Annotated in this window: 2 protein-coding genes; both read right to left on the reverse strand. The window is 71.4% G+C overall.

Annotated elements, in window-relative coordinates; translation table 11 throughout:
- Nucleotides 1–1,868, reverse strand: a 1,868-nt coding sequence (locus FrCorBMG51_RS29100; protein ID WP_162233264.1) for a putative bifunctional diguanylate cyclase/phosphodiesterase, incomplete at its 3' end; no start/stop codon positions are given.
- An 826-nt stretch (nucleotides 1,869–2,694) separates the two neighbouring features.
- Nucleotides 2,695–5,403 (reverse strand): DNA polymerase I (gene polA / locus FrCorBMG51_RS21260; protein WP_420848662.1); only part of this gene is annotated, 2,709 nt, incomplete at its 5' end.

A 5,403-nucleotide genomic window follows, 5' to 3' on the forward strand; every position in this document is an offset into this window, starting at 1 on the left:
TCCGTACCACCGGGGCGCGCGGCGCCGCCGGGCCGCGGCCCGGCGGCGCCCACGGGGGCCGGAGACACCTCGCCGGCGCCGGCGCGCAGCACCGTCAGCAGGTGCGCGGAGGGCGGCAGCGGGGACGAGATCGCGTCGCCCTGCAGCAGATCGCAGCCCAGCTCCATCAGCATCCGCATGGCCCGGTCGTCCTCGACGCCCTCCCCGACGACACGCAGCCCCAGCCGGTGGCCGAGCTCCAGGACCGAGCGCACGATCGCGGCGTCGGGCAGGCTGCCGTGGGCGTCGGAGACGAACCCCTTGTCGATCTTCACTTCGTCGAACGGCAGGGTCTTGAGGATCTCCATCGAGCTGTAGCCGGTGCCGAAGTCGTCCAGCGACAGCTTGATCCCGCGGGTGCGCAGCTCCCGGAGCATGGCGGCGGCCCGCGCCGGCTGCGTGACCAGCGCGCTCTCAGTGATCTCAAGGGTCAGGACGTCGGCGGGCAGGCCGTGCCGGCCCAGCGTCTCCGACACCAGGTCGGGTAGGTTGTCGCGGACGAGCATGCGCGCCGAGAGGTTCACCGACACCGGGATGTGCTCGCCGGCGCGGGCCCAGTCCGCGCACTGGCGCAGGGCCTCGTCCAGCACCCACTCGGTGAGATCGATGATCAGAGTTGACCGTTCCGCCATCGGCAGGAACGCGCCGGGTGCCAGCAGCCCCCGGCTCGGATGCGCCCAGCGCAGCAGCGCCTCCACCCCGGCGATCCGGCCGGTCTGGCAGGACAGCAGTGGCTGGTAGTGCAGCACCAGCTCGCCGCCGGTGATCGCGGCGCGCAGCTGCGCGTGCAGGGCGAGCTCCCACGGGCGTACCCCGCCCATGCCCGCGTCCCAGACGCCGACCCGTTCGCTCTCGCGGCCGGCCGCGTGCAGTGCCGCGTCCGCGGCCGGCAGCAGCGTGCCAAGGGTCGTGCCGTGCATCGGAGCGGCCGCCACGCCCGCGCTGGCCTCCACCTCCACGTCGACCCCGTCGATGCGGAACGGGCCGCGCAGCTGCCTGATCACCGTACGGCCGATCGCGCGCAGGTGCTCGTGGGCGGCGGCGGGCTCGTCGGACAGCTCAAGCCCACACAGGACGACGGCGAACTCGTCACCGCCGAGACGCCCGACCAGGGCGGGATCCGTCGCCACGTTACGCAGCTGCCTCGCCACCACCTGGAGTAACCGGTCTCCGGCGGGGTGACCGAGGGCGTCGTTGACCTCGCGGAACCGGTTGATGTCGAGGAGCACCAGGACGGCGTACCGTCCGGTGGCGACCGCCTGGGCGATCGCCGGCTGGGCGACGTGGGCTAGACCGGCCCGGTTCGCCAGGCCCGTCAGCAGGTCGCGGACGACCAGCAGGTGGTTCCAGCGGCCGACCCAGAACGTCACCAGGGTGGTGGCGACGATCGTGACAATGGCCATCACCGCCGCCGCCCCACCGGCGTACAGATCGCCCTTGAGCGCAACTCCCAGCACAGCGCCGGCGCTGACGACCAGTGCGTGCAGGAGCGCGACCCGCAGGCGGCTGACCATCGCGGCGTAGGCGGCGATCCAGAAGTACCAGAGCAGGTAGAGGTCGCTGTCCCGGCCGGAGTCGCTGCCGCCCAGCGCGATCGTGACGGCCAGCACCGAGGAGAACACCAGCAGCCGGTGCGCTCCCGGCCGGATCCGGGTCAGCAGCACGGCCGCGAGCAGATTGGCCGTGCTGATCGCCACCGCCAGCCACGTGGCGAGCCGGTCCTGCCCCGGCGAGCCGGGCAGCAGGGCCAACGCCGTGAACGCGACGATGCCCACCGCGGAAAGAACGATCAGAAAAAGCCGCCGGTCCGTGAAGAACGAGAGGCTCACTGCGATCGGTCCTCCTGCCATCGGGTGCGCGGTGCCACGGCCGGGCGCGGCACCATCCGGTGCGACGCTGTCCGGGCTGTCCGGTGTGACACCGTCCGGTGTGACGCTGTCCGGTGTGGCATCGCGCCCGGGGACACCGTCCCGCGGGGTACCGCGCCCCGGCGGCCATGGTGTGTTCGGTCGTATCGGCATGGTCCGGGACAATCGGGCGTGACAACGCGGACGGCTTCGTTCCGCGGCCACCAGCGCACTACGGACAGCGACACAATGCCTTTCCGCCGGGCCTCGGCATCGCTGCCGGACCTCGGTCTTTCCGCGGGGCCTCGCCGGGCTGACGAAACCCGTCGGCCCACGGCTGGGAGCAGCCCGCCCACTGCGACACAGCTACCCGGGTCAGCCACCCAGACGCGAGAAAATCAACTCGGCGGGATACGGATGGGAACGGACCGGACATTTAGTTGACGTTCATGTCACGACACGGGAACGATGCCGTTTCTCCACCGTAACCCGAATCCGGCGGTGCACGCCCACTACGGTGGAATCTGGTGGCATCACGCCCGCAACGGCCGCCCGTCCAGGCCCGTGAGCAGGGCGAACGCTCACTTTTCGCACAAGATGCCCTACAGATTTCGCGCAACAGTTCCTACGGACTCCGCTCACACGAGACCTGCGCACAGGACTCTGCGCACACGGCTGTGGCGAACAGCGGCAGAACGGACGGCGACAGCCCAAAAACAGATGATAAAAGAACAAAACGACGGCAACGGAACAGGTGGCAGCAGGACGGACAGCGACAGAAAGCAACAAAAATGGTCGCCAGAAGGTGTCAGTGTGCCGCGTCGTCCCACGTACGGCCGGAACCGACGCTGACCTCGAGAGGAACCGACATCTGGTAGGCCCCACCCATCTCGGTCCGCACCAGCGCCTCGACATCGGCGCGCTCGCCCGGGGCGATCTCCAGGACGAGCTCGTCGTGCACCTGCAGCAGCAGTCGCGACCGCGCCCCGTGTTCCCGTAGTTTCCGGTCGACACCGAGCATTGCGATCTTGATGATGTCGGCCGCGGACCCCTGGATGGGGGCGTTGAGCGCCATCCGCTCGGCCATCTGCCGTCGCTGTGTGTTGTCACTGGTCAGATCGGGAAGGTAGCGGCGGCGGCCGAGGATGGTCTCGGTGTAGCCGTCCGCGCGGGCCCGTTCGACCACGCCGCGCAGGAAGTCACGCACCCCGCCGAAGCGGGCGAAGTACGCCTCCATCTGCTCGCGGGCCTCCTCCGGATGGATGCCGAGCTGGCCGGCGAGCCCGAACGCCGACAGCCCGTAGGCCAGCCCGTAGGACATGGCCTTGATCCGGCGGCGCAGCTCCGGGTCGACCTCGTCCACCGGGATGCCGAACGCCTGGGCGGCGACGAACGTGTGCAGGTCCTCACCTGAGGCGAACGCCCCGATCAGCCCCTCGTCACCGGAGAGGTGCGCCATGATGCGCATCTCGATCTGGGAGTAGTCGGCCGTGAGCAGGGACTCGTAGCCCGCGCCGACGACGAACGCCCGGCGGATCTGACGGCCTTCGGCGGTGCGCACCGGGATGTTCTGCAGGTTGGGGTCGGCCGAGGACAGCCGGCCGGTCGCCGCGATCATCTGGTTGAACGTCGTGTGGACGCGGCCGGCGTCGTCGATCATCGGGATGAGCGAGTCCACCACCGTGCGCAGCCGGGCGACGTCCCGGTGGCGCAGGAGCACGGCCAGCAGCGGATGGTCGGCCTGGGTGGAAAGCCAGGCCAGCGCGTCCGCGTCGGTGGTGTAGCCGGTCTTGATCTTCTTGGTCTTCGGCAGGCCCAGCTCGTCGAAGAGGATCACCTGCAGCTGCTTGGGCGAGCTGAGGTTGAACGGCCGGCCGACGATCTCGTGGGCCTGCGCGGCCACCTCGGTCACCTGCGCGCCGTAGTGCTTCTGGAGGTCGAGCAGATGGTCGGTGTCGGCCGCGATCCCGGCCCGTTCCATCCCGGCGAGCACCGTGACCAACGGGAGCTCGACGTCGCGCAGCAGCGCGGTGGCGCCGCGGCGGGCCAGGTCGGCGTCGAGGGCGTCGGCGAGCTCCAGCGTCGCGCGGGCCCGCACGACGTCCGCGGCGGCCGCGTCCGCCTCGTCCGACCCGTCGATGGTCAGCTGCCCCGTCTCGGACGTCTCCGGGCGCAGGTCGCGTCGCAGGTAGCGCAGGACGAGGTCGGCGAGGTCGAAGGTGCGCTGGCCGGGCAGGGCCAGGTAGGCGGCGAGCGCGGTGTCGCTGGTGACGCCGGCGAGAGAGAAGCCGCGGGCGGCGAGCGCGAGGATGGGCCCCTTGACGTCGTGGACGGCCTTGGGCCGGCTGTCGTCGGCCAGCCAGGCGGCCAGCGCCGCGTCGTCGTCCGCGGTGAGCGCGACGGGGTCGATCCAGGCACCGGCGCCGTCGGCGGTGGCGAGCGCGAGACCGGTCACGCTGCCGGTGCCCCGGCCCCAGCTGCCCCGGACGTACACGCCGAGACGTTGCCCGCCGCCGGTGTGCGTGGCCAGCCAGCCGGCCACCTCCCCCGGCGCGAGCGCCTGCGCGGTCACCTCGAAGCCGGCGTCGGCCTCGGGCTCGACCGTGCCCAGCGCCGCGTACAGCCGCTCCCGCAGCACCCGGAACTGCAGGGTGTCGAAGAGCTGGTGGACGGCCTCCCTGTCCCACGGCCGGAGTTGGAGGTCGGTGGGGGTGACCGCCAGCGGCACGTCACGGGCCAGCTCGGTCAGCGAGCGGTTACGGATCACGTTGGCCAGGTGTGCGCGCAGCGACGCGCCCGCCTTCCCACCGACCTCGTCGGCCCGGTCCACCAGCGCGGCCAGCGACCCGAACTGCTGGATCCACTTGGTGGCGGTCTTCTCCCCCACCCCGGGCACCGACGGCAGGTTGTCCGACGGGTCCCCGCGCAGCGCGGCGAAGTCCGGGTACTGCGTCGGGGTGAGGCCGTACTTCGCCTCGACCTCGGCGGGGGTGAACCTGGTCATGTCGCTGATGCCACGCCGGGTCATCAGGACCGTCACCCGCTCGTCGACGAGCTGCAGCGCGTCCCGGTCGCCGGTGACGACGAGGACCTGCATGCCCAGGGCCGCGCCCTGGGTGGCGAGCGTGGCGATGACGTCGTCGGCCTCGTACCCGGCGGCGGTGACCCCGGGGACGGCCAGGGAGTCGCACACCTGGTGGATGAGGCTGACCTGCCCGACGAAGTCCGCGGGCGTCTCGGCCCGTCCCGCCTTGTACTCGGCGTACTGGGTGTGCCGGAAGGTCGGCGTCGGCAGGTCCCAGGCCACCGCGACGTGGGTGGGCCGCTCGTCCCGCAGCACGTTGATCAACATTGAGGTGAAGCCGTAGACGGCGTTGGTCGGCTGCCCCGTCGTGGTGGAGAAGTTCTCCACCGGCAGCGCGAAGAACGCCCGGTAGGCCAGGGAGTGGCCGTCGAGGAGGAGCAGCCGCGGTTCACCTGCCGCGGCCCCCGCCGCCGGCGCCGCGCCGGCGGCGGG

Origin of the sequence: Protofrankia coriariae (assembly GCF_001017755.1) — a bacterium.
Classification (GTDB): domain Bacteria; phylum Actinomycetota; class Actinomycetes; order Frankiales; family Frankiaceae; genus Protofrankia; species Protofrankia coriariae.